General features: G+C 64.6%; 23 protein-coding genes. 14 read left to right on the top strand and 9 right to left on the bottom strand.

Annotated elements, in window-relative coordinates; genetic code table 11:
• The first annotated feature begins 74 nt into the window (after nt 1-74).
• From BM175_RS14885 to BM175_RS14870, 4 genes are all read left to right on the top strand, one after another.
• Nucleotides 75-614 carry a VOC family protein gene (locus BM175_RS14885; protein ID WP_090964365.1) on the top strand — a complete coding sequence of 180 codons (540 nt, stop codon included), beginning with the start codon at nt 75-77 and terminating at the stop codon, nt 612-614.
• Nucleotides 615-619: 5 nt separating this feature from the next.
• Complete coding sequence (locus BM175_RS14880) at nt 620-1,885, top strand: ribulose-bisphosphate carboxylase large subunit family protein (RefSeq protein WP_090964363.1); 1,266 nt, start codon at nt 620-622, stop codon at nt 1,883-1,885.
• The gene (locus tag BM175_RS14875; RefSeq protein ID WP_090964361.1) at nt 1,885-3,150 is read left to right on the top strand and encodes a four-carbon acid sugar kinase family protein; all 1,266 of its coding nucleotides are present in this window, start codon (nt 1,885-1,887) and stop codon (nt 3,148-3,150) included. The genes BM175_RS14880 and BM175_RS14875 overlap by 1 nt, the downstream gene beginning before the upstream one ends.
• A gap of 141 nt (nt 3,151-3,291) precedes the next feature.
• Nucleotides 3,292-4,581, top strand: coding sequence for a hypothetical protein (locus tag BM175_RS14870; protein ID WP_139224653.1), 1,290 nt, complete (start codon nt 3,292-3,294; stop codon nt 4,579-4,581).
• 2 nt (nt 4,582-4,583) lie between these two features.
• On the opposite strand, the gene BM175_RS14865 is transcribed toward BM175_RS14870, so the two are convergent.
• A complete protein-coding gene (locus BM175_RS14865; protein ID WP_139224652.1) occupies nt 4,584-4,817 on the bottom strand; it encodes a hypothetical protein in 234 nt (77 codons plus the stop codon).
• 883 nt (nt 4,818-5,700) lie between these two features.
• A complete protein-coding gene (locus BM175_RS14860) occupies nt 5,701-9,354 on the bottom strand; it encodes an SIR2 family NAD-dependent protein deacylase (RefSeq protein WP_175526871.1) in 3,654 nt (1,217 codons plus the stop codon).
• A gap of 698 nt (nt 9,355-10,052) precedes the next feature.
• Between BM175_RS14860 and BM175_RS14855 the strand changes: the two genes are divergently transcribed.
• From BM175_RS14855 to BM175_RS14845, 3 genes are all read left to right on the top strand, one after another.
• Nucleotides 10,053-11,327 (top strand): hypothetical protein, encoded by a 1,275-nt coding sequence (locus tag BM175_RS14855; RefSeq protein WP_244546024.1) that lies wholly within the window; start codon nt 10,053-10,055, stop codon nt 11,325-11,327.
• A gap of 433 nt (nt 11,328-11,760) precedes the next feature.
• Nucleotides 11,761-12,519, top strand: a complete 759-nt coding sequence (locus BM175_RS14850) for a DNA/RNA non-specific endonuclease (RefSeq protein ID WP_175526870.1) — start codon at nt 11,761-11,763, stop codon at nt 12,517-12,519.
• 6 nt (nt 12,520-12,525) lie between these two features.
• On the top strand, nt 12,526-12,855 hold the full coding sequence (locus tag BM175_RS14845; protein WP_244546023.1) for a hypothetical protein: 330 nt from the start codon (nt 12,526-12,528) through the stop codon (nt 12,853-12,855).
• A gap of 9 nt (nt 12,856-12,864) precedes the next feature.
• Here the strand turns inward: BM175_RS14845 and BM175_RS23240 are convergent, their stop codons facing one another.
• The 5 genes from BM175_RS23240 to BM175_RS14820 all read right to left on the bottom strand — a co-directional run bounded on the left by BM175_RS23240 (nt 12,865) and on the right by BM175_RS14820 (nt 15,390).
• A complete protein-coding gene (locus tag BM175_RS23240) occupies nt 12,865-12,990 on the bottom strand; it encodes a hypothetical protein (protein WP_280141117.1) in 126 nt (41 codons plus the stop codon).
• Nucleotides 12,991-13,064: 74 nt separating this feature from the next.
• Nucleotides 13,065-13,301, bottom strand: coding sequence for a hypothetical protein (locus BM175_RS14835; protein ID WP_090964347.1), 237 nt, complete (start codon nt 13,299-13,301; stop codon nt 13,065-13,067).
• A gap of 16 nt (nt 13,302-13,317) precedes the next feature.
• Nucleotides 13,318-14,625 (bottom strand): PAN domain-containing protein, encoded by a 1,308-nt coding sequence (locus BM175_RS14830; RefSeq protein ID WP_244546022.1) that lies wholly within the window; start codon nt 14,623-14,625, stop codon nt 13,318-13,320.
• 2 nt (nt 14,626-14,627) lie between these two features.
• On the bottom strand, nt 14,628-14,915 hold the full coding sequence (locus BM175_RS14825; RefSeq protein WP_139224650.1) for an excalibur calcium-binding domain-containing protein: 288 nt from the start codon (nt 14,913-14,915) through the stop codon (nt 14,628-14,630).
• Nucleotides 14,916-15,027: 112 nt separating this feature from the next.
• Complete coding sequence (locus BM175_RS14820) at nt 15,028-15,390, bottom strand: hypothetical protein (protein ID WP_139224649.1); 363 nt, start codon at nt 15,388-15,390, stop codon at nt 15,028-15,030.
• A 342-nt stretch (nt 15,391-15,732) separates the two neighbouring features.
• Here BM175_RS14820 and BM175_RS14815 point away from each other — a divergent pair, with 342 nt between their 5' ends.
• The 3 genes from BM175_RS14815 (at nt 15,733) to BM175_RS14805 (ending at nt 18,594) form a co-directional block, all read left to right on the top strand.
• Nucleotides 15,733-16,197, top strand: coding sequence for a hypothetical protein (locus BM175_RS14815; RefSeq protein WP_090964343.1), 465 nt, complete (start codon nt 15,733-15,735; stop codon nt 16,195-16,197).
• Nucleotides 16,198-16,199: 2 nt separating this feature from the next.
• A complete protein-coding gene (locus BM175_RS14810; protein ID WP_090964341.1) occupies nt 16,200-17,399 on the top strand; it encodes a hypothetical protein in 1,200 nt (399 codons plus the stop codon).
• A gap of 244 nt (nt 17,400-17,643) precedes the next feature.
• A complete protein-coding gene (locus BM175_RS14805; RefSeq protein ID WP_090964340.1) occupies nt 17,644-18,594 on the top strand; it encodes a hypothetical protein in 951 nt (316 codons plus the stop codon).
• A gap of 32 nt (nt 18,595-18,626) precedes the next feature.
• Here the strand turns inward: BM175_RS14805 and BM175_RS14800 are convergent, their stop codons facing one another.
• Nucleotides 18,627-20,096, bottom strand: a complete 1,470-nt coding sequence (locus tag BM175_RS14800; protein WP_090964338.1) for a YARHG domain-containing protein — start codon at nt 20,094-20,096, stop codon at nt 18,627-18,629.
• A 151-nt stretch (nt 20,097-20,247) separates the two neighbouring features.
• Nucleotides 20,248-20,523: a hypothetical protein gene (locus tag BM175_RS22435; RefSeq protein WP_139224648.1), complete on the bottom strand. Its 276-nt coding sequence runs from the start codon at nt 20,521-20,523 to the stop codon at nt 20,248-20,250.
• Between BM175_RS22435 and BM175_RS14795 the strand changes: the two genes are divergently transcribed.
• The 4 genes from BM175_RS14795 to BM175_RS14780 all read left to right on the top strand — a co-directional run bounded on the left by BM175_RS14795 (nt 20,516) and on the right by BM175_RS14780 (nt 25,416).
• Nucleotides 20,516-21,604: a type I restriction endonuclease gene (locus BM175_RS14795; protein WP_090964336.1), complete on the top strand. Its 1,089-nt coding sequence runs from the start codon at nt 20,516-20,518 to the stop codon at nt 21,602-21,604. The genes BM175_RS22435 and BM175_RS14795 overlap by 8 nt on opposite strands.
• Before the next feature lie 407 nt (nt 21,605-22,011).
• On the top strand, nt 22,012-23,280 hold the full coding sequence (locus BM175_RS14790; RefSeq protein WP_139224647.1) for a hypothetical protein: 1,269 nt from the start codon (nt 22,012-22,014) through the stop codon (nt 23,278-23,280).
• Nucleotides 23,281-23,311: 31 nt separating this feature from the next.
• The gene (locus tag BM175_RS14785) at nt 23,312-24,085 is read left to right on the top strand and encodes a hypothetical protein (RefSeq protein ID WP_090964332.1); all 774 of its coding nucleotides are present in this window, start codon (nt 23,312-23,314) and stop codon (nt 24,083-24,085) included.
• Complete coding sequence (locus BM175_RS14780; RefSeq protein ID WP_090964330.1) at nt 24,085-25,416, top strand: hypothetical protein; 1,332 nt, start codon at nt 24,085-24,087, stop codon at nt 25,414-25,416. Before BM175_RS14785 ends, BM175_RS14780 begins: the two co-directional genes overlap by 1 nt.
• The last annotated feature ends 69 nt before the right edge of the window (nt 25,417-25,485 follow it).

The raw sequence follows: 25,485 nt of genomic DNA, 5'->3' as shown, positions 1-25,485 counted from the left end.
GTCCGCCCTGACCGCCCATTCCCTTCCTTCAAGGCGGGCGCTGCCCGCCAGCCATCCCCAGCGAAAGGCGTTCCATGAGCCGATTCTTCGGTGAGATCAAACAGGCCGGCTATGTCGTCGACGACATCGAAGCGGCCATGGACCACTGGTCGCGGGTGCTCGGCGTCGGGCCGTTCTTCTACAAGGAGCGGGTACCGATCGAGAACTACCAGTATCGCGGGACAAGCCACACGCCGCACAACTCGGTGGCCCTGGCCAATTCCGGTCCCCTGCAGATCGAACTCATCCAGACCCGCAACGACGCCCCGTCCATGTATCGCGACTTCCGCCAGGCGGGTCATCGCGGCCTCCAGCACGTCGCGTACTGGACGCAGGACTACGACGCCGATCTCGCGCGCCTGATCGCGGAAGGGTTCGAGCCCGTGATGAGCGGCGAGGTCGGCGAGCGCGGCCGCTTCGTCTACTTCGACACCGAGTTCCATCCTGGCACGGTGATCGAGCTGTCGGAGGTGGCGGGGCCGAAGGGGCGGATGTTCGACATGATCCGCGCGGCGTCCGAGAACTGGAACGGCCGGGATCCGGTGCGTCCGTTCCCCGATCTGGCGAAGGTCTGAAGGCCGTGAGCGCCGAGACCTTCGAGGCGACCTATCTCGTCGAGACGCCGCTGCCGCTGGAGACGGTGGCGGAGATCATGGCGGGCGAGCAGTCCTGCGGCACCTTCGCCCGCGTCGAGGGCGAGACCGATGCCCTGCGCGAACGCGCCCGGGCGATCGTCGTCTCGGTCGCGGACATCGGCGAGGTGGCGCACCCCTCCGCGCCGAGCGCCTGGCTGCGCCGGCGCGGCGAGACCCGCGCCTCGCGTCGGGGCCGGGTGGTGATCCGGTTTCCCGTGGCCAATGTCGGGGCGAACCTTTCGACGCTGGCCGCAACCGTCTCCGGCAACCTCTTCGACCTCGGCGAGACGACCGGGCTGCGCCTAGAGGATGTCCGGGTTCCCGCCGCCTACCGCCGTCGCTTTCCCATGCCGCGCCACGGTGTCGTGGGTACGCGGCGGCTGACAGGCGTCGCCAATGGGGCGATGATCGGCTCGATCATCAAGCCCAATGTCGGCCTGTCCGCAGCCGAGACCGGCGAACTCGCGGCACGCCTGTGCGCCGCCGGGCTCGACTTCATCAAGGACGACGAAATCTCCGCCGATCCCGACCACGCGCCGCTCGCCGAGCGCATTCCCGCCGTGATGCGGGCGGTCAGGGCGCACGAGGACCGCACGGGCAAGTCCGTGATGGTCGCCTTCAACATCACCGACGAAACCGACGCCATGCGCCGGCATGCCGACCTGATCGCCCGAGAGGGCGGCACCTGCGCGATGGTCAGCCTCAACTGGTGCGGCTTCTCCGCGGTGGAAACGCTGCGCCGGCACACCGACCTCGTGCTCCACGGCCATCGCAACGGCTACGGCGCCTTTTCGCGGCACAAGGCGCTAGGGATCGGCTTTCGCGCCTACCAAACGCTCTGGCGGCTTGCCGGCGTCGACCACATGCATGTCCACGGTCTTTCGGGAAAGTTCGCGCAGGAGGATGACGAGGTCATCGACAGCGCTCGCGCCTGTCTGACGCCCCTGGCCGGGGACGACGACCGTGTCCTGCCTGCCTTCTCCTCCGGGCAGTGGGCCGGCACGGTGGCGCCGACCTATGCGGCAGCCGGAACCAGCGACCTCCTGTTCATGGCGGGTGGCGGCATCATGGCCCATCCGGGCGGGCCGGCGGAGGGAGTTGCCAGCATCCGGGCTGCTTGGGCTGCGGCCGAGAACGGAATCGATCTCTGCGAGGCGGCCCGTACCGATCGGGTTCTGACGCAGGCGCTCGACTTTTTCGGCGCGCGCTGATGGACGCGCCACGCTACGGCTGGTTCGGTGACGACTTCACGGGTGCGACGGATACGCTCGCGACGATCAGCGAAAGGGGACACCGCGCCTTCCTGTTCCTCGGAGTTCCCGATGCGGCTTGTCTACGCGCGGCGGGGCCGCTCGATGCGGTCGGCATCGCCAGCGCCACGCGATCGATGGGGTCGGGCGAACTGCGCGCGGCGGTGGAGCCGGCCGGCCGTTTTTTTCGCGCGCTCGGCGTCCGCTTGGTCCATTACAAATGCTGCTCGACCTTCGACAGCGCGCTGGAGGTAGGGAATCTCGCGATCGCTCTCGAGACCCTTCGCCCTTTCGTCGACCAACCGACCGCCGTGATCTTGGGCGGCCAGCCCTCGCTCGGCCGTTATTGCGCTTTCTCCAACCTCTTCGCCGTCGCGGGCGAAGAGACCCATCGGCTTGATCGGCATCCGACGATGAGCCGACACCCCGCGACGCCCATGGGCGAGGCGGACCTGCGACGGCATTTCGCGACGCTTGGTCTCGAAACGGTCGAGGGGATTCACTACCCGCTTATGGATGACGCACCGCATCTACTAGATCGACTCACCTCGTCGAGGGACGAAGCGGTCCTCTTGGATGCATTGACGCAGGAGCATGTGTCCGTGGCGGGCACAGCTTTGAGACTGCTGTCGGAAAAAGGCTCCGTTCTGGCAATGGGGGCGAGCGGAATCGCCGAAGCCTTCTTTCAAACCCGCCAATCACCGACACGCGCGGCAACCGACGATCTGGAGGTTTCGCAGGTGCTGGCCTTAGCTGGATCCCTGTCGCCGACTACCCGTGCGCAAGTCCTTGCATCGCGACGCTACCGACGGCTCCAGATCGATCCGATCGCTCTAGGCGTCAGCAGTGCCTATCGGGAGGACCTTTTGGCGGAGGCGATGAAGATCCTGCAGGTTGGCGACAATCTTCTCCTTCACACGATGTCACTGGATGGTTCAACACCCGATACAGCCGAGGCCTCGCTCGCTCCGGAAGGAGCTAAGCTCGTCTGTGCGATCCTAGCCCAGTGTCCGGTTCGTCGCGTGTTTGCCGCCGGCGGCGACACCTCAAGCCATCTCGTCCAAGCGCTTGGCTTTTGGGGTCTTGGTTTCGTTGGCCGCGCTGACAAGGGCGTCTCGATCTCCCGAGCGCGCTCCGACCGACCCGATCGCGACGGCATGCTGCTGCTGCTGAAAGGCGGTCAGATGGGAGGTCCTGACCTAATGGATCGGTTCGTCGGACGTTGAGGTACTCAATTCCTCACCGGAATTAGAAACTCTAGCTACTCGCGGCGACAAGTGTCGAAGGCAGGTTGCTCGCTATGCGGTGGTACACTCCCATGGACGAAGCGATTCTTTCAGCGGCTGCGCAAACTCGAGGGACTTCGCATGTGCCCGTGGTTGGTCGACGAGAATCTTGGGCGTTTGTTTCGCGCTCGCTCGAAAAATGTCCTGCAAGCGATGGATCGCTCCGGGCATGCGGGACGCCTTCCAAAAGTAATGACAGGCCCGCGGGCACATTTCTTGGCGGCCGCTTACCGTCGACTCGTGAAGGGCATGGCAGATCCAGCAACGCAAACCCCGCTTCGTGCTTGGGTCAGGGAATTGAAGCGAGCCGGTCCTCCTCCATACGAGTTCGACGATACCCGCAGAACGCTGTGGTTGAGTAGGGTCGGACTCTGGGACATCGATCCGAATGAGCAGGTCGAGCTCGAGCAACACCATCTTTATGCTTATGCTCAATGGCAGGCTGCCGATCCCTCCCTTTGGGGTAACCCGGCGGCTGGAATCGTTCATTCGGCTGTACAGTTGGGGTTCGCCTCTGAATTGGAATGGGCTGGCGGCAAGAAGGAGCCTACGTTCACGGACGCGCTTGTTGCCAGGATCGGCAAGGAGGCTGCGGAGTTGCTCGATTCGATTAACATGTCGCCGACCGATCTTCCTCCCGGCATGTTTCTGCACTTCCTCACGGTTAACATGCAGACGTCGAGAGACGAGCTCGACAGTGATCTCGCCATCGTCGTCGGATTGAGGATTGAAGGGAGACCTGTTTATAGGGTGTGCTTGCTTCAAGCGAAGTGGAGGCCGGACCACGGTGGCAAGATCGGCGTGCGCGGCGGTCGCCAGCTCACTGGCCTGCGCGGGACGGGGATGGGCTTCTACCTGTTCTATCCGGCAAGTTCACCTGAGAAGTATGACCGCTTCCGGTTTGCCTCCGTCGTCTCTGCGGAAGACGTCTTCCAGGACGTCTGGGGCTTGGGTGAACCCCCCCGGTTCCAAAGCGTGGACACGCTGGGTTCGCCGTTTGGAAACGCTTGGGATCTACCGACCTTCGTTTCGCGGTTGCTGGACCCGATGGTTTCCGGGGCTTGGCTGACTTTCGACACGTTAGACGAAGTCAAAGAAGCACTCCGAGGGGAACGGGTTCTTCCCTTGACGCAACGGCGGCTTGTGGCATTCGATACCACGGAGAACGATATGCTCGTCGCCACGCTGGAAAGTCTGTACGACCCCGGACCTGACGAACCCGAACCGGACAAACCCCAACCGTTCATCACCAAGCGTCGCTTGAAGCCGCCGCCGGCGCACGACCTCGACAATGATCCAGAAGACGAGCCAGAGGGAGCGGAAGAGGAACTGAGGTTTCGGAGGCAGCGAGGTTGGAACCCCTTCGGATAGTCCTAGCAGAGAAACAGCGAAATCTGCTCGGCAACCACAAGGCCGTTGGCCCTCGACCGACAGGGTTCAGGCGCAGTGGCAGCCAGTTCCTGCAGCATGTCCCAGTCCGGGCCCACATCGACCAAGCGGTAGATGGCTTCTTCCACGGCAGGATAGCTTTCCGGGGGCACGGTCAGCAGCAAGGCTTCGATAAGAGCGCGGCGGTGCTTCGGCATCCGAAGGAGGCGGTCGCGCACCGTTTTCGCAAGCCGACGACTTCGTGTCCCGCAGGGTGCGCGAAGCGCTTGGGCCGAGCCGTCGGCGCGAAAGCATCGGTCGCGGAATAGACGGCGGAGCCACTGTATGTCTTCGCGGGACGGCGTGGGACCGCCGATCGAGGTGCGTGCCGATGTGGATGAGCTCGCCGTTCCCGAGCGGGAGCGTCTGGTTGGAAGGATGTCTTGCAAGGCGGATGCGCGCGTAACGGCATGTGAGGTATCCACGGCGATTGTGTTGGCTTCGCCTGACCCGGCGAGCGCGAGACCGGAGACGGGCGTCGACGGTATGGACGGCGCCGTTGGCCTGAGTTGTTCCAAAGACGCCTCCCCGTTCATTTCCCTCAACGTTGCGGGGAAACAGCACAAGAGGGAAGCCCGCGAGTGGTCACGGCGGAAGTTGAGTTTCGAAGCTTCCGAAGCGGCATACGTCCGAGTTTTCCCAGGCGATACCCGCCTTAATGGGACTGGCCGGCGGTCGCGCTCGCCGATTGCAACAGCGATGCGCACGTTCGGTGAACCCAGGTTGGCGACCTTGTCCATGGCTCTCGCAGCGGCATGCACTGGAAATCCGAATAATCTCATGCGGCTATCGGAAGCTCTACCCTTCAGCCTGCATCGAGATTGCGCCGGAGCCCAAGTTTGGCCTTTCAGCGGAGGTATCAGCGTCCAAAATTCGGACGCCGATCAGGCGTCAGTTTTGCAGGCCGTTTGACCGCTAGACCGCCCCCGGGGCGGATCAGAAACAAGCCGCCGTCTAAACTGTCAGTTTCAAGCTGCGTCAATTGGATTTGTCGATGTCCCTTGTTGCGTGATTCGAAGCTGTCGCGGGGCGCGGAACCCACGCTAAAAACGCAGCGGCTTCTCAGGCGCCGCCTATGACGACCATCGGGGCATTCCTGATTTCGGGGAGTTCGTCGCCTTCTTGCACAGCGATCCAGCGGTCTGCGGCGGCAGAGGACACCCCGAGTTCGACCAGGACCCTCGACAAGGTGACGCAAGAGGCCCTGACGAGGGTCAGACGCGCGCTCTCCTCGTCCGTACCACGCCAATCGCCGTAATTCGTCTCTTCGAGGAGTTCGTGGAGCGCGAAAGAAACACGTTCGATCTGTGTCGGGGACAGCGTTCCGGCCGACGCGACCAACGCAACCGCCTGCAGGGCCTGCGGCAAAGCCGTCTGCACCCGGAGCGCGACGTGGGCGACGACGTCGTCGACCAGCGTGGCGGGAAGCGGACCGATGGCAGGGTCGTTCGGTGCGCGCGACCAGCCGACGAGCGTAGTGAGCGCAGCCGAAATCCTGCGGTCGCATCTCGAGAGCAAGCCGCCCCTCAATTTGGTCGTACCGGCATCTATGTCGACGATACCCAACCGGATCGCCTGAGGCACCAGCGTGAGGTGGTCCGGCAGGCGCGGATCGGTCAGGAGTTGCCGAATGGCGCCCAAGCGTTCCTCGCCCATCGTCTCTGCAGTCATGGCCGGGAGCACGGTCCCGGCTAACGCGGACGCGATCTCCCGGCTCGTTCGCACCTCCTCGAAGGCAAGTCCGAGCAGGTCCGTTGACCGATCCTCCTCACGGGGGCGCCAGCGAACCAAACCGTCGAGCACTTGGAGACGATCATCCGATCCGAGGACCGTTCGGATGTCGAGCGAGGGCATAGTAGCCATCCGGCAAAGCAGTCCCCGGACAGGATCGAACGGCTGGCCGAAATCGTGCACGCTCGACAGCACGAGACGCCGGACGACCGAACGTCGTTCGGCCTCGTCGTTCGATGGCACGTCGAGGAGTGCCATGACCGCGATGTTCCCGTGATAGTCGGGCCCCTCGGCACGCCTTCGCCTGGACTGGAATGCTTCGTCGAGGGCGGCAAGCTCGCTGTCTCGCAGGAGGTTCCCTCGAGCGAGAGCCAGCAGTCGCAGGATCGCCAACGATGCCTCGAAGGAGGATCCGTCCCGGGACAGGGCCAGCATCCGCGAGATCGCGACTCCCCATGTTCCGTCGTCGTCGGGGCGGATGTCGTCGGTACGGATCAGACTCCCGGTATCCGGCCAGCCCGGCGTCGGCGGCAGTCCGAGATCCGAAGGAAGCGGGAAGGCGATCAGAGCGGGAATGTGCGGTGATCGGCTGGAGGGTGGAAGAGCCTCCATCGATCGAGACAGGAGAAGACCGACCACCCGACCGAGGCCGGCCCGCCCCCAGATGGGATCGCTCGTGAGGTCCGCGGCAAGACGCAGGCAACTCGAAGCGTCGGACGGCGACATCCGGATGCAAAGCCGCGAAAGCAGGCCGACAAGTGCCTCGAGTCGGTTACGCCAGAACATGTCCGCGGGACGCGCTGCCAGCGCATGCTCGATCGCGCGTCTTGTACGGCTCGTGAGATCGTCGATCACGCTACGCTCGAATCGGGCCACGCTGATGCGGTCGAATGATCTGTCGAGGAGGGCAGCCTCTCCACGCGATATGCAAAGGAGGAGAGCCGAGGGGTCCGGACCGGACGTATCGGCGGTCGCCTCGAGCGCAGAAGCGAAGCGGCTCTCCATGACGTTGACGAACCCGCCCAGCGACGCGGGAAGACCGACATGGTCTGCAAAGCGGGCGGCGAAGCGTTCGATCGAGGCAACCGGCGCCCTTGTCCAACGCGTGGGAGCCGCACGGAACATGCCCGCGTCGAAATGCGGACCCCTGTCCCGGAGTTCGCGGCGTCTATCGCGTTCCGCCTTCACGATGGCGTCGTCCAACGCCTCCAGGCGATCCCACGGGTTGCAGAGGCCGATCTCGAACCGACGGTACCAGTCGTCCCGGTCCAAGCGCTCCTCGATGACCTCGGCTCTCAACGGGGCCCCTGGCGTTCCCTGCACCAAGGCGTTGGCCAAGAAAGCCGCCCAAGCGAACCGCGATCTGAGCGAGAGCGACGTTCGATCGCGGGCAACCAACCCTTTCAGACGCGAAAGCGTTTCGAAGATTGTCTCGGCAAATTCGTCGTGGCGGCCCAGTTCCGCTAGCAGCGAGGCCCGGCGAAGTCCCCAGATCGGATCAGCGCCCGCGATGTGGGTCAAATGACCTTCGATGCTTTCGAAGTCGACGTGATCTCGCGCCCACAGGGCACTCTCGTAGGCGACCAGCGCCGAAAGGTTCCTGTCGGAAGTGTGGATGGCGGAAAGCCTCGAGATCCATCGCTCGAAGCCCTGTCGATTTTTCGCCTCGCGGTAGGTCCTCAACATCAATCGTCCGACCGGGGCTCGGTCCTGTCGCCGGAGCCTTGTCAGATCGAGCGCGGCGAGCATGGTCTCGATGCGCGCGAGGTCGTGGGGGGCAATGTCGCCATGCACCAGATCCAGGCGCCACAACACGTCGCCCAGCATGGCGTGTCGATCATCCTGTCCCGATGCGGCATCCGACAGCACGGCTGCCACATGGTCCGGAAGATTGAGCTCCACCTGCCGCCGCACCAATGGAGGCGGCTCACACCAACCCGGATAGCTCGCGCGTTCATCGCGCCAGCGGGATGCGCAGGTCTCCAGATAGTTCAAACAGAATGTCGCATCGCTGAAATCGAGCCAAGGTGCGTGCGGATCCGTCGGGTCTATCGGCGGAATGGCCGAGGGTGGCCAAGGCGTCCGGGACGGCCATGCATCGACGGGCAGCGGTCTCATGGACTCGATGGTTTCCAGGAAGAGGCGCGCGGCGGCGGCGTTGCGTTCGTCGATGTCCCCTGTCTCCGTGGGAACGAACGGGCCGAGATCGAGGAGGCGTACTCCCCGTCCATCGTAAAACGAGCGCATCCGATCGTCCGCGTCGAACACGCCGACGAGGAAGATCGTCCTTCCGTATTGTCCGATCTCGGCTTGGACCCAATCCACCCAATTGCGGAAGTTTGGGTCGTCGCCCGAGAAGCCCAGCATGCATACGTCGTTCTCCAGGAGTACGTGACGGGCAAGGTTCACGAAGGGTCCGAAGTTGTCCGCATAGGTGCGGTAGTCCGAATCAGTGATGATGAAGGGCGTGTGCGACGGCAGTGATCCGTGCAGCTTGACGACGCGCGGGGATCTCGTCCGGGCGAGGTCAGTCGGCGTCAGAACCGTTTCGTAGATGGGTTCGACGATCTGCTCGGCCGCTCGCTCGAGCAGCGTATCGTAGTTCGTCGTGAGGACCTCTGTCCAAGGAAGGCCGAGCAGCCGTCTGTGTAGGTCCCCGGGTTGCCAACTGCCATCCGGAACGAGGCGGCGGATCAGGCCCTCCAGCCTCGGTCGACCGAAGGTCTCCTCGTATTGCGCCGCCAGCGCGGGCGCGGACTGGGCTGAAACTATCTCCGGACCAAGTTCCGCGCGCATCTCGGCTTCGAGGTCGCGCCATAGCGGAGGGCCTCGGCTGTCGTGCGCCGGTAGGTCCGCGTTGCGCGAGAAGCCTGCGCCGATCATGAGAGCGGCGCCCCGCAGTTCCGTCTCGCCCCACAGCGATCGTGCGAGGGATCGAAGAAGCGGCAGGGAAGCCAGACCGGGCATGGGGCTGGTCGTGGACATGGAGCGGACGTTTCCTGTGGCAGCTTTGGCCCAGCTGAGCATATTGAGGGGCGCCACGCAGCAGCTCGATGGTTTGCGGTGAGATGCCTCCTCGGTCCGGCTGTCGCAGATGCCTTGGCGGCAGACACAATGGAAGACCGGTCGATCGAGTTGCCGCGGACGAATTCCACGGGGAACGGCCCTACGGCATCCCGCTCGTGCGGTGAGTCGTCCTTTTCGCTGCTCAATAAGGATGCGAAAAGTTTTCCGATGCCCGAACGCGGGGTGCCGCTCGTTCCCGCGTTGCGTTCGCACCGAAGCTCATCCGATGCCCAGCCGGGGCATCCCGGTCTTTTATGACAACCCTGGCGGTCGCAGTCGTCTGCAACGCGGCGAGCCTTTCCCTTGGTCGCGGTGCCAGGGTTGGCACTACGTTGGGCAGCATGTATCGGCGATCGCGAAGTGGGAGGCATGCGGGCAATTTCGCTCGACGCTTACGGGTGTCCGTCCACCTGTGTGCCCGACATAAAAACTGTTTCTGAGGCCTGCCTCGTTTTCGACCGCGCGGGCGGGCTTTGGGTCCCAGGACCGGCCGGCAGCCAACCGCGAACTTCAACCCCGAGGCCACGACGTGGTGGTGATGGCTGGTCGATCGCCCGATCAGAGAGAGAAAATGGGGTGTATACGTGATTTATGAGCGGCGTGGGCTGCAACGGCGGTTGAACGAGCTGCGGGATGTCCTCGGCGAGAAAGCGGTCGATGGACTGGTGCATCGCCTCAACCGTCCCGGGAAGGATCGCCTCGCTGCCATGTGGGAGACGGTAGTGCTTCACGCTCTCTCGAATGTCGGCAAGCTTGAGAGCGAGGTCGAACTGGCTTCGGGGCGCCGCCCAGACATAAAGCTCGAAGCGTCAGGTCTTCTGATCACCGCCGATGTGACGGCGGTCTCGGACGACGGCCTGGACAACGACAATCCCTATCTCGAGCTGAGCCACCAAGTTGAAAAAGCCAAGCGTAGGCTCGGGCTTCCGATCGGGGGACTCGACCTGCAGGTTCGCGCCCGTCACAAGAAGACAAGCCGCGGAACGCAGACGGTCCTTCTCCTGCCGCCGAAGAAACAGCTGGATACGTTCGTTCGGGACTGCATCGTTCCGCAGCTGCGCAACCAGATTGAGGCGGGCGAGCGTGTGCTGCGCGTCTCGATCGACGACGAGGACGTCGGCATCGACGTCACCGTTGATCCAGATCGATCGCCATACATCTCCATGGGCTTCGCGGCCTACGACGTGCCGAAGATAAAAGACCGCAACCCGCTCTACAACGCGCTCAAGGCAAAGGCGACGCAGCTTCGAGGCGCGGAAGGGATCGTCGGGATCGTCGTCGGCGATGGCGACTGCTCAGCTCTCGCCGGGCGGCCGCCCGGCCGGGACCGTGTCACCGCCGACGTCATTGTAGGAGAATTTTTCCGACAATTTACCCGCGTCGATTTCGTGCTGCTTCTCGGCGTGACCGAGTCCAGAAGGAGCTGGAGACCAAGCGGGACCGTTCGGCAAAACGCTGCCGGACTCCATGTTCGTGACGGAAGCAACCTCAGGAGCCGTCTATGTGCCCTGTTCGACGAGATGCTGACGCACTTCCCGACGCCGACACGCTCGCCAGTGAACGGCGCGCTTCGCGCTCGCGAGGAAGGCTATGACCTCGGCCATCACGGAAGCTATACCATGTCGCAATCTTCAGTCCGTCTCAGCCTTCGCGAGTTCACGGAGATACTCGCGGGCCTGAGGACACTTGCAGACAACGGAGCGAAGAATGTCGAAGCCGCACGCAAGCTTTCCGGAACGTCGAACCGAGCGCAGGCGATGATCGAACGCAATCTCTCGGAAGGGCGGCTTCCGTCGTCGATCGAGGTCTTCAAGACCGGCGAGAACGACAGCGACGACTATGTCGAGATTCGGTTTGGCGAGGTCGATCCCGCCATCGCCCCATTCCGATAGAAGAACTCCGAGCGACTTGGGTTTGTCCTGAGAGACGCTGGCCGCGTTCGGCCCACGTTGGCGGATGGATTGCTCGATGCGGGAATGGTCAGGCCGCGTCGGCATCGGCGACAATCGTAGGCTCCATCAGCGTAGAGCTCGGTCGGTTGGCCCCGGAACGCCTCCGGGACTGGGAAAGGGAGGCACCGCAACGAGGACCTCCTCCAGCCAGGGGATCTAATGGGGTAGACGTCCCCCTCGCGGTAGCGGTCGAGGCTGGGCATACTGCCAGGCGAAATCGGCCCGGCCGCGTCTCCGATTTGGGGCGCTATCCCCGGAAACCTGCATGCCGACTGGATCCGTAGATGGCCTTGCGCGCGCCCGACAGGCACGCCACAACCTCTCTGCAAGACCGGCGGCGGGGAGCAAGGACATGCGGGGCGTAAGACGAAGCGTGTTCGTAGGGTTTCTCCTCCTTTGCGGCTTCACGGCTGCGCCGGCCGCCCCCTCGACCTGCCCGGCCTCGTACCTCGGCGGCCAGATGCCGGACTTCTCGCGCGTCGCGCAGGCAACCCCGGCGCGCGAGCTGTGCTACGCCGAGTTCGCCATCCTCCATTCGGGTGCTACGCGGACGCCCTTGTGGGCCGGCGAGCACCTGACGACCGCGCAGGTCCGGGCGGCCGAGGCCATGTCGCGAACCGACCGCTTCCATGCCGAACGGCGCCTGCCCAGGCGCGAGCGTTCCGAGCTGTCGGACTACCGTCGCTCCGGCTTCGACCGCGGGCACATGGCCCCGTCCGGCAACATGCCGGATGCCAAGAGCCAAGGCGACAGCTTCAGCCTCGCCAACATGGTCCCGCAGAACCACCGCGTGAACACGGGAGTATGGAGCCGGATCGAGGAGACAGTGCGCGACGTCGCGACCCTCGACGGCGAGGCCTGGGTCGTGACGGGGCCACTCTTCATCGGCGGCGACGTCGGAGCGATCGGAGCCAACGATGTCCTTGTGCCGACGCATGTCTGGAAAGCGGTCTACGATCCCAAACGCGAAGGTGCCGCGGTCTACGTTGCCGACAACGCCGACATTCCCAACTGTCGCATCATGACGGTTCCAGCGTTCCGGGCATTCAGTGGGATCGACCCGTTCCCCGCGCTGCCCGCGGGTACGGGACGACTGGCATTGACCCAGCCCAAGAGCTGCCGAGCGGAGTAGACACGGATGGCCAAGCGCAGGAACACGGCAGGCGGCGGAGAAGACGACGGGAATTCGTTGGAGACCTCAGAATTCCGCCCGTTCGCCGATGACGAGACCGCAGTGACGATCGGCGGGGTGACCATCGAGAACGGGACAGACCGTGTCTCGCTGAGCGGCTCGCTCGACATCGCACCCGACCAGGCTGGGTTGGAAGCGGCCGAGGCGTTGCAGCGCGCGGTCAACGCCATCGTTGAGGCATTGAAGGCGAAGGGCGATCTGCCGGAGCGGGTGGGGTCCGAAACGGAGACACAGGACGCTCCTGCGCCGAAGCGGGTGCGGAACCCGTTCGCCTGAGGGACGCCGTCAGTAGGCAAGCCATACCAGCGCCGTGACGACGGCGAGGCCAACCATGAGGATCGCGCCGTTGCCGGCGCGGTGCGGACGCGCGAAGTCCCATCGGCCCGTATGTGGATCTTTCGTTGCCGGCATCGTGCCGTCCTCGTCCGGGGTGCCATCCGCGGCGCGGATGGCCGATCCGAACCGTCGATCCCAGTCGCGGTCCATCATCCCTCGCCCCGATCACGGATGAATTGACCCCGTTTGGTCAGGTGCCACCAGCGCGTCCCGCGCCACCCTGCCTCGACGTGCGCCAGGCCGAGGCCTTCGAGTTCAACGACCGCCTCGATGAGCGCGGGTGGCAGGCTGTCTTCCAAGGCGCCGATCGGGATCCCGTCGGAAGCCCAGCCGACGATGCGCGTCATCGCCTGGCGCTGGGTTGGTGTCAGGTCCTGGAAGCGCATGGGCGTACAGCTCGCCTCAGTCCAGCGTGATCGTTTGGGCAGAGAAGCTCTCGACCTTCTTGATCCCGGTCACCGCGCCCGCCATCGCCCGCGGCGAACCGGCGCCGCCCTTCAACCAGCACTGCTTCTTCGGCTTCACGTAGGTGAAGGCGACGCATCGGTCATCGGCAACGCATGCCCGGCGGCACTCGAACTGGGTCGCGGCCGGGTTGGGCCGGCGGGACAGGTCGTAGCCTGGGAGGTCGACGTTCTGAAACAGCGCGGTCTCCGGATCGATCACTGGGATCGTCATGGGGGACGGATCGCGATCCGACCGTGACAGGAGTTCGCCCGAGAAGGCCGCCGAGTTGCCGTCCACCTCGCCGCGTCCCGACTTAAGGAAGCAGTTCGGTCCCCGGCCCGGGCGCGTCTTCATGTTGAACGTGAAGGCCCGGCACTGGCCGCCCAACTCGAAGCACTTGGCAGCGCAGGCCGGAGCGTCCGCGACGAACGTGCTGCCCACGTCCTCGCCGAAGAAGTCCAGACCCGCGTAGATCGCCATGCGTGTCGGTTGCTTGGTGTAGGTCTCGAGCGTCGAGAGCGCCGCCGCCGTGCGGTCCGACATGGCGGGGGACGGGGCGGCGAGTGCCGCGGCCTCGGTCTGCGTACCGTCGTTCGGCATGCTGACGGCGTCGGCGGGTGCCGGCGTGATGCCTTGGTTCGCATCGGGCGAAGGGGAGGGTGCCATGGGTGCCACGGTCACGTCGGCCACGGCTGCGCCCGCCGTCTTGTTGATGCCGAACCGCGCCACCTCGTCGGGCGTGAAGAAGTGCATGTCGTCGGGTGGCGTGCGGAACATGATGGTGATGACGCCCGTCGGCGTGCCGAAGCGGTCCAGCGTGTCGATGACGTCGGCCACCGACATCTGCGCCGATTGCAGGTTCGGCCGTTCCGACCACATTTGGTGCACGCCGAGGCGGCCGTCCGCCTGCCGCTCGTGGCCAGCCAGGAAGATGTAGGAGCAGGCCGAGGCGCAGGTCGACCCGTCCGGAATCAGCGTGTCGAGCTTGCGGGTATGGACGTCGTCGGCGATCAGGAGCCCCGCATCGACGTCGCCGCCCGGACTGTTCAGAACGAGGAGCCTGGCGTTCGGGGCGGCGAGAAGCGTCCTGCGGAAGGCGAGCGCCGCGCCAGACGTCAGGGCGCCGTCAAGTTCCACGATGTCGGGCCGTTTTGGATCGAAGCGGAAGGGGGCGAGCGCCGAGGGCTCGGCCGACGACGCGGGCATTCCGCCGAGCGTGACGACCGTGAGCGCCAGGATGCCCGCCAGGATCGTTCGAACCACGCTCAGCATCCGATCTCGGCCTTGATCGCCTCGACCTCGGATAGGGACGAGCAGACGTTCTCGCAGGGGATGCCGTCGTTGTCGCCGTCAGCCCGGCGGTAGCCCCCGCACCAGAGGCGTACCGCCTCCTCGCAGCTCGACACCGCCTTGCAGGTCCGGGCCTGGGCATGGCGTTCGTCGCGGGGATGCGACTGCCGGCCCGTTCCACCGTCGGCGTTGCGGAGTATCGCCAAGCGCTCGAGCGACGGGAGTTCGCGCGCGAGGGCGATCCCGCCCAGCGACGCGGACATCTGAATGATCACGACCGCGATCAATCCACGAACCCATCGAATCATCGGACGCCCCTCTCCCCCCGTCGGTCGGGATCATCCTTGGGTTGTGGTTGCCTGTCCATGTCCGCCTTCAACGCAGGCACGCGTCAAAGCATCGTCCCGAGCGGTAGCCCGGTCGGTTGAATGCCTGCGCGGACGTATCGATGCGGGGTGCCGAACGGCGTTGCTGCACGGCGGGTGCGATCGTCCCCTCCTGCGTCGCCGCCGTGGATCTTTCCCGCGGAACCTGACGCCAGCCCTGAAGGGTCATGCAATTGCGCATGAAGCCTGACTTGCGGACCTCGTTGTCGATCGCGTTCCCGATCGCGCTCCCAAGCACGAAGGCAGCGCTGCCGTACGCGGCGTAACCCTGCTCCGTTCCCAGGGCCCGGATTTCGCACTCGGCCTTGGCGTATTCGAGTTCGGGGCCGTAGCCGATGCGTTCGTAGGCCATGTTCGATGTGGCGCACCCTGTCAGGGTAAGGGCGAATACGGTCGCGAGGGTGAGGAGAATCGGTTTGCGCATCGGTGTGTCCCGGTTGAGGAGGACCGACGTGCTACCTTGGCGTCTGTCGTTGCACCCCTAACGCGTACGCCGGATTTTCCTCCATCTGCCGACAGGGTTTCCGCCCGCATAAGCCGTTGCAGAGAATGCCGGGCATTCCCCGAACTCCGGAAAGCTGGGGGTCGCGACATGTAGGGGACGTAGCCCCTCAAGAACGCCGTGAAATCCCGATTGCAAGCGAGGGGCGTTTCGTCGTCATTTCGGTCCATGGTCCCCGGGAGAATCGAAGACATGCTCCGAACCGCGATCCTGGCCTTCGTCGTCCTGGCAACCGGAACTGCCCGTGCCGAGGACGACGAGATCTACTACGGCTCCCGTGCCGGGATGAGCGTGACGACCGTGTCGAAGGCGGGCATCGGCACCTCGATGGCCGTGATCCGCGTCGAGCACCGCCCGCGGAACGCGAAGGCCTTTTATGTGGATTACGTGCTCGACAACTCGATGGCTTGCGTCCGTAAGACGATGGCGAGCGTGAAGGTGCGCGACCGCGTTACCGCCGACTGCCGGAAGCGAACCTGGACGGACCTCTACGGCGAGCGCTTCGCGTTCCTCGGCCGTCAGAAGGATCGCGACTCCATGGCTGACTACGTCGTGAAGCGTCTCGACACCGGAGAGGTCCTCGACGGCTCGAGCGCGTCCGGCTACCCGACCGCGCTTGGCATTTTCCAGGTCCTGTGCCCCGGCATCGCGAAATAGCCGTGCGCCTCGCCACCCTGGTCCTCGGCGCCGCTCTCGCGTGGACGGGAGCCGCGCACACCGCCGACTTCAGTTCGCGCAACGCCCCGGATCCCATCGGCACCACCGCGCTCGTCATCACGCTCGGCGGGGCCATCGTCGACGGTGACGTCGAACGTTTCGGGAGGGAGGCGTCGAAGTCGTCGCCGGATGGGGAGCGCGTCGTCGTGGAACTGAGAAGCCCGGGCGGCTCCTATGTGGAGGGCCTGCTCCTCGCCGCGGCGTTCAGGAGGGCGGGGGCTGCAACGGTCGTGAGGGGTGGCGCTGAATGCTACTCGGCCTGTGCGCTCGCCTTCCTCGGCGGCGCGGAACCGTTGCGCGACGTTGGCGTCGAGGGTGACGACATCCCGAACCAGCCGCCGTCCCGCACCCTAGAGCCGGGCGGGACGCTGGGCTTTCATGCACCCTATCTCGACGTCCCGGAGGCGAGCTACTCGTCCGCGACCGTCGGCGAAGCGTACCGGGCAGCGGTCGACGGAATCTCGCTTCTGATCCAACTCGCCGACCGTCTTTATGTCGAGCCGACCGAACTGCCACGCCTGCTCGAGCCCGATCGCAATGCCGCGTTCATGGTCGACACCGTCGACGCCGTCCGCTCGCTTTGGATCGACTATGCCGACCGCTCCCTCCAGTTCAGAAATCTTCCGTCGATCACTCCGTCGATGGTCCGCAACGCGTGCATCAACCGCTGGTACCACCGCCAGAGACGGAGCGCGTTGCCGGGCTACGGCATCGCGACGCGTGCGATGCGGGACTTCGAGGAAGGCAGCGAGCTTCTCGACAACGGGGAGGTGGGGCTGGGCTTCGGGGTTCGAACCGTCCGTCAGGGCACGAAGCGGTCGTGGGTCGCCTTCACCCCGATCACGATGACGCCCGACGGCAAGGAATTCCTTTGGTGCGTGTTCGACTCCGGTCTTGGCAGTCCGCGGGTGCTGTACCGGGCCGCAGGCACCGTCGAGGAGCTCTTCGAACCGCTGGGCGACGGGGACTTCTGGGAGTTCTCGTCCTCCGAAGGGATCGTGAATCCCGACGCCGACGTCGGCGTCCCCAATGGGATGCTGATCGTCATGGACACGGTCCCAGCTGACACGCCCCTCGCGGGGGTTGCCTCTGTCGTCGCGAGCTATCAGTCGGAAGAGAAGGGCCTCGCCGCGGGTCGCTAGCCGCCCATGCGTTCGAGCCGAAGATGGCGTTCGGTATGTTTACGATGCCTCGGCGGCTGGGGCCACGTGCATCTGCCTTCACCGCCCGCTCGAGATCGCAGTTGGGCGCCAGTCCGGTCCGAACGGTTCGGGAGGCGGCTGCATCAAGGAAGGTTGCTCGACTCCGCAGGGTCGAGCAGGATCACCTCGAAACAAACAGAAACTTTGGGAGCGCGTCGTGTTGCGGAGATTGGTCGCATTCTTTTTGGCTGCATCGACCGTGGTGGCAAGTGCGGCCAGCCTCCGTCCCGAGGTGGAAAAAAAGACCGGGGACTGGTCGGCGGTTCTCTACCGCAACGAGAGCAGCAACCGCCTTTTCTGCGCCCTCGAGTCCCATGACGGCGATACGGTGTTCCGGATCGTTCGCTACAAGGACCAGAACGACACGTTCCTCGAGGTCCACAACGCTTCGTGGGAGCTTCTCGAAGGGAGAAGCAAGTTCAGCATCGAATTCGACATCAAGGGCGAGAGCTATGCGGCCGAACTCATGGGAATGCGCGACCCCAACTCGTACTATCACGACTTCACGGGAGCGCAGACATACGCTGCCCTGCTGGGGATGATCGCGCAAGCGACGACCGTGACGGTCCTCAACCCGAACGGCACCAAGATCGCGAGCTTCCGCGGCCGCCAGAGCGACGTGGCGCTCAACAACTTCGGCGACTGCCTGCAAACGGACTGGACGGCGGGCACGTCATCGCAGTCCGGTTCTGCCGAGGTGCCCTACAGGTTCGCTGGCTTTCAGGCACAGGTGCCGAAAGCGACGTCCACGAAATTTCCGGACTTCCAGCGCCGGGAGAAGGATTTCTCGTCCTTCAGGACCCGCATCCGCGAGGGCATGAAGGCCGGCCCCAATCTTGCGGGCCACTACTCCGTCACGGTCATCGGCTGCGGTACCGCCTGCGTGTTCGCTGTGGTCGGCGACAACAAGACGGGCAGGCTCGTGCGGTTTCCCCGCGGCGGGGAGGACAACATGTACCTCGGGATACACCACCGCATTGACAGCTCGCTCGTCGTAGCCCAGTGGGTGGACCCGTCCGACGGCAACAAGTGCAAGCGCGAGTACTTCAATTTCACGGGCGATAAGTTCGACCTACTCGACACCCTGGAGGTAGGCTCCGAGAACGTTTGCCTGGACGAGCTTCCGCTCCATTGAGACCGCAAATTCCTTGCGAGATCGGCGACGCCTCACTGGAACAGCGCGTCGAGATCCTCCTTGGTCGCCGATCCCGCCTGGAACTCGCTGGCGCCGACGTCGGCGACATGGCGCAGGTATTTACGCAGCACCGCCGTGCTCTCCATCGAGAAGGCGTAGGCGCGCTCGAACGAACCCTGCCGCGTTCGCAACAGGGTCGCCGTCGAGCCGTCGTCGTCGATCTGGAACAGGATCCGCGTGACGAGGCCGGACGTCGGTGCTGCCGATCCCTCGCAGCGAGCTGCCGGCAGGCATACCGCCTCCTTCTCGTAGCGCTTGCGGATCTTCTTCTCGGTGGCCGTCCGGCTCCAGTCCTCGACGCTGGAAAGGGCCGTCTCGAGCCGACCGATCTCGTCCGGGGTCATGGGGATGGCAATGGCGATCTTCTGGTAGTCCGCCTCGGGATCGATGAAGTTCACGTCGAAGCGAAGCTGTCCGGCGTCGTCGACCTTGGGCTCGACCCACATCTCGCCGACTGTCTTGGTTCCGGGCACGAAGTAGGGGACTTTTTGGTAACGCTCCGACGAGCGGCGGGCGTCGGTCTGGAGGTTGCTGTTCTCCGGGCGCACGGGCGTCTCGTACGTGCGCAGCTCTTCGGTCGTCTCGCTGCGCTGCGCCTCGAGGGTCGCGATGCGCTCCTTCAGAGCCTCGACCTCCTCCTTCGCAGCCGACCGTTCGGGGGACGGCTGAGGGATGCTGGCCGCGACCTCGCGCTGCGCGACCTGAGTGGAAAGGTCGTGAAGCTGGCCCGAAATGACCGACAGGTCCTCACGCAGTTCGTCGGTCCGCGACGCGTCGCTTTCGATCTCGATGTGGACGGATGAGGAGCTGGCGGCACCGGCGACCGCGACTGCGGCAGGCGCCGATGGGATTGGGCGCAGGTAGCGCGAATGGGACCAGCCTTCGCCGCCCGCGTAGCGAAGGTGAAGCCAACGCCCGGACGCCTCCATGACAGTCACGCGGTCCGCTTGGTAGATGCGACCGAGCTCGCGAAACTTGCCTCCCGGCCCGCCGCGCACCGACAGGAAGCCGTCGCCGTTCGCATCGAGACCGACGACTTCATAGGTCGCGGTGTCGGGTGCCCGCGTGGTGACGCTGCCGAGGTAGGCGTCGCCTCGTCCCTCCTCGAACGCTCGGATCAGATCGATGTTGGCCTTCTCGACGGCGGAAAGCGCGACGTTGCGTGTCGTCGGTCGGTACCAGCCCTTCGACCCGAACACCTGCATGGCGCGAGGCGTGTCGAAGGCATAGCCGTGCCGCGCCATGATTTCGTTGCGCGCCTCCCAAAGCGTCTGGGATGGCAGGTCGGCCAGCCATTCGGGTCGAATGCGCTCGAAGCCGGATGTTGGAAAGCGGAAATCGCAGGACGGGTCGCGTGCACAGATGCCTCCGTCCGCATGGGCGGCGAAAGGTGCCAGGGTCGACAGCGCGAGGGTCAGAAAGAGGCGTCGCAGCGTCGGCATGGGTCGTGGTCTCTCGGACGGAGTCGGGACAGCCCACCACACAACAGCGCCGCGACCTTGGCAACGGTGGTTGCGCTTTTGGTGCGGAACTACAACCAAAATCGGTGAACGGAACTGTAGGGGAGACCGTCCCGTACGGGGATGGTTCGTCTCACGGTGAAGTAGCGATGGCGACGTTCGTCCCCGATTGCGCCAGGTTCGCCACGTCGCTCGCCGCCTTTGGATCCGACACTGCCCAGCCGACGGCGATCATCACTCCTTTGGTTCGACGGATGCCTGGCATGATCAGGACCTGTTCCTTTATTGAGATGGGTGTCGAGGCGACCTTGGTCCGTCCCACATGGATCCGAACGTGGTCCTTCCACGCTCGTGGGTTGAAACCTACAGTCGACTCTCGAATCAATTGAGAGGCGACGCGCATGAGCATGGAAGAACGCCTGCGGGCACTCAGCGACCGCATCAAGAACCACTCCTCAGCGATGGCGACCGAGGAGGCCGTGAAGACCTCCGTTGTCCTGCCGTTCCTCGCCGCGCTCGGCTACGACGTGTTCGATCCGGCCGAGGTCGTGCCCGAGTACACCGCCGACGCCGTCGGAAAGAAGGGCGAGAAGGTCGACTATGCCATCAAGATCGACGGGCAGATCCGCATCTTGGTCGAGTGCAAGCCGCTGACGACCAACCTCGACAAGATCCACCTGGCGCAGCTCTACCGCTACTTCTCGGTCACCGACGCCAAGTTCGCGATCCTGACCAACGGGCGGTCCTTCCAATTCCACACCGACCTCGAGGCGCCCAACAAGCTCGACGACAAGCCCTTCCTGACGTTCGACCTCGGCGAGCTCAACACCGCGCTCCTGCCTGAGCTGACCAAGTTCGGGAAGGAGGGCTTCGACGTCGACGGGGTCCTCCAGTCGGCGCACCGCCTGAAGTACACATCGGGCATCAAGCGCAAGCTGACCGCCCTGATGGACGACCCGACCGAGGAGTTCATCCGCATGGCGATCGCCGAAGTCTACGAAGGGCGGTTCACCGCGACCATCAAGGAACAGTTCTCGCCGATGGTGAAGAACGCCTTCCGCGAGATGGTGCGCGACATGGTGCAGTCACGGATCTCGTCGGCGCTGGCAACGACGAGCGTCGTTGAGATGGACCCGGTCGACGCGGCGCCCGCCGATGAGGACGAGGTCGTTACCACCGAGGAGGAGCGCGAGGGCTTCATGATCGTGCGGGCCATCGCCCGCGAGGCGATCGCGGCGAACCGAATCCACATGCGCGACAGCAAGAGCTACTGCGCCATCCTCGTCGACAACAACAACCGTAAGCCGCTCGTGCGTCTGCACTTCAATCGAGCAGTTAAGTACATCGGCATCTTTGACGGCAAGACCGAGACGCGGCACCGGATCGAGTCGCTGGACCACATCTACGACCACAGCGATCGGATCCGGGCGACCGCGAAGGCCTACGCGACCGGTGCCGTGAAGGAATTGCCAGAGGTCGTGGAAGGGTAACCCATCGGTGACCGACTGTACGGCCTCCAGTCCACGATGCATGGCTTCCCGATGGTTCGGGACGGGGACGGCGCTTGGTTCCGGATGCGCTCTTCACCGATGGTGAAACCTCCCCATTCCGCCGCCACCCTTCTTGGCAGCCACGGTCACTACCTCTAATCGTAGGGATCACAGCTCTCGGCCCATCGGGACGCGCGACGCTTCCATCACCATTCAGGCGACTCTCCTTGAAACCCAGTGCCCTGTCACGCCTGCTCGAAGGCGTCGGACGTCCGAACCACGACAAGCGTCCCTCGATCGAGACGTTCGCCGACTTAGACGTGAACCGCGTGGCGTCCGAGCTGTCGCTGGAGGCGTTTGCGGCGGAGCGCGGTGCCCGAGAGGAGCCGCCGACCGGGTCTGTCGCGATGGACGAGGTCGAGGCGCGTATCGTCGAGCGTGTGGAGGCCGAACGCAAGGCGTCCCATGCTTTGGTCGAGGACCAGTTGCGCACCTACGCCGAACGCTTGGCCGCGCTGGATTTCGAGGAGCGCTTCAGCGGCATCCGTCAAGCGGCTCCGGCCTGCATCGGCGAGTTCAAAGCCGAAGTCGCCAAGGGGCTCAACGACCTTCATGGACGGCGGCGGGACCTGCGGGAGGCCGAGAACGAGCACGACGCCTTCAGGCGCAAACACCGTTTGGAGCGGACGGCGCAGGTGAAGGGAGGCGCATGGCACGCCATGAAGTGGGCGCTCCTTGCCTTCCTTCTTCTGATAGAGGCCGTGTTGAACGGATCGTTTCTGTCGGTCGGCAACGAGCAAGGACTGTTGGGTGGCGTCACCGAGGCACTCAGTTTCGCGTTCCTGAACATCGGCGCCGCCTTCATGCTGGCGCGATTGGCAGGCCAACTCTCCCACCGCTCCATACTCAGGAAGGTGGTGGGGCTGGCTTCGGGCGTCGCTTACGTAGCGTTGGCCGTAGCGCTGAACTTGGCTCTCGCGCACTATCGAGAGATCAAGACGACTGTCGATTCAGGCGCCGGTCGGCTGGTAATGGATCGGTTGCGTTCCGATCCTGCCGGACTGGCCGACTTCAACTCGTGGGTCTTCTTTGGCATCGGCATCCTGTTCTCGGTGATCGCCTTTGCAGACAGCCTGTCGATGACGGACCCTTACCCCGGTTTCGCGGGCGTTCAGAAGCGGTTGACAGAGAAGCGGGAGGAGTATTCCGGGATGGCGAGCGAGCTCATCGACGGGCTCAGTGACATCCGCGACCGCTACCAGGACGAGATGAAGGAGTTGAACCGCGATCTCTCGGTTCGCCGCGGCGAGCACGACGTCGTCCTGACCAACCGCTCCCGGATGGTCCAGCTCTTCGATCAGCACCAGACCCAACTGGAGCGGGCCGGCAACACGCTCCTCGGGATCTACCGGGAGGCCAACGTCCGCGCACGCCAGACCAAGGCGCCCAAGAGGTTTGCCGTTCCCTACAAGATGGAGCGCGTAAGCGTGTTCGCGAACACGTCCGCTGAGTGGGATCCCAGCGAACTTCGGCAGCGCATTTCCGAAACGCAGGAGCTCCTGACCACGGAGGTCGTGGCGATTCACGCAGAGTTCGAGAACGCCGTGCGCCAGTACCGCAGCCTCGACGACCTCGTTCCCGACGAAAGGCAGATCGATGGCGCGCAGCCGGCGTAGGGGGAGGCGTTCCGGAGGATCCGGCACGCAGGTGCTCGCTGCCTCGCTTCTGGGGGTGGCGTGCCTTGCCATCATCGGTGGCTTCGCCTGGTTCAAGCTCACGGCTGAGAAGCGGCCCGAACTCGTTGCCGAGACCCTGTGTCCGGTGGACGGGCCACGATCCGTGACGGTTGTGCTTCTGGACACCTCCGACGACATTCCGGCCGTAGGTCGTCGTCAGCTCGCCACCTATCTTGGCGACCTCGCAGACGAACTCCCGGACTACGGCTTGCTCGAGCTTCGCTTGCTGGATCCCTCCGTCGACGGCGGGCGGACCGTATTCTCCAAGTGCAATCCCGGCAACGGCGCAAACCTCAGCCAGCTCGTCGCCAACCCTGCCGCGGTCCGCCGCCGATGGACGGAGACGTTCCAGGCTCCGCTGCGCGCCGCCCTCGACCAAGGCATGGCTCCGTCCGCCTCGGAGTCCTCGCCCATCATGGAGACGATCCAGCGGATCGCCGTGGAGCGTTTCGACGGACGAAGCGTCGAGGACGTCGACAAGAGGCTGGTCGTAGTGTCGGACATGATCGAGCACGGTCCGATCTACTCGCAGTACAAGGAGGGCGTGTCCTTTGCAGCGTTCTCCAAGTCGGCCGCCAGCCGCGCCTTCGCCACGGACCTGCATGGCGCCGACGTCTCGATCCGGCTCATCCAGCGCGCTTCCGCGAAGTTCGACGCGAACGGGCAGGTCGCCTTCTGGCAGGAGTGGTTCGAGGCGAACCGGGGCAGGGTGAGGGACGTCGAGAAGGTGCAGGGAGCGGGATAATGGCACGGGACCAGGACGCCTCGGCCGCTGCGGCACACGCGAACTCCATCCTGTTTTTCGTCTTCATGGCACTTGGATGCGCGTACATCGTGATGTCGAAGTTCGCGGGATTGCCCCCGGTCGCCGTGACGTCCGTCCCGGTCCTCGTCATGCTGGCCTATGCGGGTTGCGTGAAGTTCGTCCCCTTCGTGCGCCTGCGGGACGACCAGGCGGGTGACAACCTCTACTACCTCGGTTTTCTCTACACCCTGACGAGCCTCGGCGTGTCGCTCTACCAGTTCCGGGCCGACGGGCCGGCCGAGGAGATCGTCCACAACTTCGGCATCGCGGTCGCCTCCACGATCGCCGGGGTGGCGCTGCGCGTCGTCTTCAACCAGATGCGCCGAGACCCAAGCGACGTCGAGCATGCAGCGAGGCTCGAGCTCTCGGAAGCCGCGAGGCGGATGCGGCGGGAGCTGGACGAGACCGTGGTGGAGCTCGCCCATTTCCGCCGTTCGGCCCAGCAGCAGGTTGCTGAAGGCTTCGAGCACGTCCGGGTGAACATGGAGGAGGTGTCGGGGCGCATTCTGTCGACGTTTGAGGACATGACGAGGAAGGCGTCCGGTCCATTCGAGGCGGCCTCCGAGAGTTCTGGCGTCGTCCTCTCGACGCTCGCCCAACGGATCAGCGACAGCCTCGACGGGTCCGCTCGCCGACTGGCGGAGGAGAACGAGAAGCTGGCGACTGGGACTGCCGAACTGACCAAGGCCCTTCGCACGACGACCGCAAGGCTGGCGGACATGCAGATGCCGGACAAGGTCATCGCGGTCCAATTCCAGCCCATCGCAGCGTCATTGGAGGCGACCATGAAAGGGTTTGCCGCCGAGATACGTCGAAAGGACGAGATCGATCGCGAGGTCATCGACGCGATCACCCGATCCGGCGCACAGCACCAGAAGCAAGCCAGCTCGCTGGCGAGCTTGGCGAGGTCCATGGAAAAGCGGGTCGAAGCCTTGGCCGAAACGGAGCGTCAGGCGACCGAAAGGGCGGAGGGGACATTGCGTCTCTTGCAGCAACTGGAAGCCGACCGCGCGAGGGATTTCGAAGCCGACGCTGTACGGTCGCGTCAGATCCAAGCATTGACGAATGCCGCCGCCGGGCTGACCGCCGTCGCCGCAGCCTTCGGGGAACAGTCATCCGCCGAGCCAACGGCCAGAAACGAGAGTGTCATTGCGCCCTCGCACGACGACGGCGCCGGAGACGACGCATTCGCGGATGCTCTGGAGCACGATCTTCGAGACCAGTTCGGGGTTCCGTCCTCGAACGTGCCGGAATTCAGTGGAGTCAGGTAGACGATGAGTCGTGTCTCGACATCCATAGACCGTGACGGCTCCGCGTACCGCCGAGGCCTCGTACTCGGG

This window comes from Aureimonas phyllosphaerae, assembly GCF_900113065.1.
In the GTDB taxonomy this organism is placed as follows: Bacteria; Pseudomonadota; Alphaproteobacteria; order Rhizobiales; family Rhizobiaceae; genus Aureimonas; species Aureimonas phyllosphaerae.
The sequence above is the reverse complement of the archived record's forward strand: the minus strand, read 5'-3'. Positions and strand labels throughout refer to the sequence as shown.

What these genes read in the sequence shown, in the direction of transcription:
- BM175_RS14885 (WP_090964365.1), top strand. Translation starts at nt 75, where the DNA reads ATGAGCCGATTCTTCGGTGAGATCAAACAGGCCGGCTATGTCGTCGAC.
- BM175_RS14875 (WP_090964361.1), top strand. Translation starts at nt 1,885, where the DNA reads ATGGACGCGCCACGCTACGGCTGGTTCGGTGACGACTTCACGGGTGCG.
- BM175_RS14870 (WP_139224653.1), top strand. Translation starts at nt 3,292, where the DNA reads ATGTGCCCGTGGTTGGTCGACGAGAATCTTGGGCGTTTGTTTCGCGCT.
- BM175_RS14860 (WP_175526871.1), bottom strand. Translation starts at nt 9,354, where the DNA reads ATGTCCACGACCAGCCCCATGCCCGGTCTGGCTTCCCTGCCGCTTCTT.
- BM175_RS14845 (WP_244546023.1), top strand. Translation starts at nt 12,526, where the DNA reads ATGGCCAAGCGCAGGAACACGGCAGGCGGCGGAGAAGACGACGGGAAT.
- BM175_RS23240 (WP_280141117.1), bottom strand. Translation starts at nt 12,990, where the DNA reads ATGCCGGCAACGAAAGATCCACATACGGGCCGATGGGACTTCGCGCGT.
- BM175_RS14835 (WP_090964347.1), bottom strand. Translation starts at nt 13,301, where the DNA reads ATGCGCTTCCAGGACCTGACACCAACCCAGCGCCAGGCGATGACGCGC.
- BM175_RS14825 (WP_139224650.1), bottom strand. Translation starts at nt 14,915, where the DNA reads ATGTCCGCGTCGCTGGGCGGGATCGCCCTCGCGCGCGAACTCCCGTCG.
- BM175_RS14820 (WP_139224649.1), bottom strand. Translation starts at nt 15,390, where the DNA reads ATGGCCTACGAACGCATCGGCTACGGCCCCGAACTCGAATACGCCAAG.
- BM175_RS14815 (WP_090964343.1), top strand. Translation starts at nt 15,733, where the DNA reads ATGCTCCGAACCGCGATCCTGGCCTTCGTCGTCCTGGCAACCGGAACT.
- BM175_RS14800 (WP_090964338.1), bottom strand. Translation starts at nt 20,096, where the DNA reads ATGCCGACGCTGCGACGCCTCTTTCTGACCCTCGCGCTGTCGACCCTG.
- BM175_RS14795 (WP_090964336.1), top strand. Translation starts at nt 20,516, where the DNA reads ATGAGCATGGAAGAACGCCTGCGGGCACTCAGCGACCGCATCAAGAAC.
- BM175_RS22435 (WP_139224648.1), bottom strand. Translation starts at nt 20,523, where the DNA reads ATGCTCATGCGCGTCGCCTCTCAATTGATTCGAGAGTCGACTGTAGGT.
- BM175_RS14790 (WP_139224647.1), top strand. Translation starts at nt 22,012, where the DNA reads ATGGACGAGGTCGAGGCGCGTATCGTCGAGCGTGTGGAGGCCGAACGC.
- BM175_RS14780 (WP_090964330.1), top strand. Translation starts at nt 24,085, where the DNA reads ATGGCACGGGACCAGGACGCCTCGGCCGCTGCGGCACACGCGAACTCC.